This window comes from Blautia sp. MSK17_66 (assembly GCF_020538025.1).
In the GTDB taxonomy this organism is placed as follows: domain Bacteria; phylum Bacillota; class Clostridia; order Lachnospirales; family Lachnospiraceae; genus Blautia_A.
In genome coordinates this window covers 1-431 of record NZ_JAJBNQ010000097.1, presented here as the reverse complement: position 1 = coordinate 431, position 431 = coordinate 1, and the positions used below count along the sequence as shown (strand labels likewise).

Below are 431 nucleotides of genomic sequence, written 5' to 3'. Positions count from 1 at the left end.
GATTTCAGAATCTGTGACGGTCAGAGCGGCAACTGCAGCTTTGGAGGATGTTACAAACAGGAAATTTACAAAAAATATGCAGCAGAAAAAGGAGAAGGTATCATGAGAATAGCAGTAACATATGAAAATGGACAGATTTTCCAGCACTTTGGACACACAGAGACATTTAAGATTTACGATGTAGAGGAAGGAAAAGTAGTACATTCAGAAGTAGTAGATACGAATGGAAGTGGACATGGCGCATTGGCAGGAGTTCTTAATGCATTGAATGCAGACGTTTTGATTTGTGGCGGAATTGGAGGCGGCGCACAGACAGCGTTAGCGGCAGCAGGCATCAAGCTTTTCGGAGGAGTTTCCGGAGATGCGGATGAAGCAGTAGAAGCTTTTATCAATGAAACACTTGAGTATAATCCGGATGTGAAATGTTCTCA

The 431-nt window shown here is 42.7% G+C and carries 1 protein-coding gene; it reads left to right on the top strand.

Annotated elements, in window-relative coordinates:
- Window positions 1-431, top strand: a 431-nt coding sequence (locus LIR34_RS17640; RefSeq protein WP_244092370.1) for a NifB/NifX family molybdenum-iron cluster-binding protein, incomplete at both ends; no start/stop codon positions are given.